The sequence below is a fragment of the Curtobacterium sp. MMLR14_002 genome (assembly GCF_001864975.1).
GTDB lineage: Bacteria > Actinomycetota > Actinomycetes > Actinomycetales > Microbacteriaceae > Curtobacterium > Curtobacterium flaccumfaciens.
In genome coordinates, this window is record NZ_MJGT01000126.1 from 1 (window position 1) to 445 (window position 445).

1 protein-coding gene is annotated in these 445 nt (G+C 62.9%); it reads left to right on the forward strand.

The features are described from left to right. Positions 1–84: 84 nt before the first annotated feature. Positions 85–445: hypothetical protein (locus BIU91_RS17415; protein ID WP_139196882.1), on the forward strand; the 361-nt coding region annotated here is incomplete at its 3' end.

The window sequence follows — 445 nt, forward strand, 5'->3', positions numbered from 1 at the left end:
GTCGAACTCGTCGCAATGGCCGATCCCTCCACGGGTCATGGTCGTCGGCGGCAGTGAGTCGGCCAAGCCCCATAGGCTCGCCGCATGAAAGCACGCGCTCTTGCAACCCTCACCCTCGCCGTGGGTCTCTCGGCGACGTTGTTCGGGTGCGCTGCGGAGAAGCCCGACCCTCTGGCCGTCACCAACAGCGCGACGATTACGGATATCACCGACAACACGGGTACGGGCTACTACACGGTGGACGCGGCGACGTTGACCACGACCGGTCTCGACACCGAGCTCGAGCTGGCGTTCACGATCCTCAATAGCAACGGGATCAAGTTCAATCCGGTGTCCACGATCACGTTCTCCGACGGGTCCGTGTTGACGTGTGAAGCCGATGACCTGCGACGTATCCCGTCGCTGGTCGACTCCACCGACTCTTGGGACTTCGCGTGCGATGGGT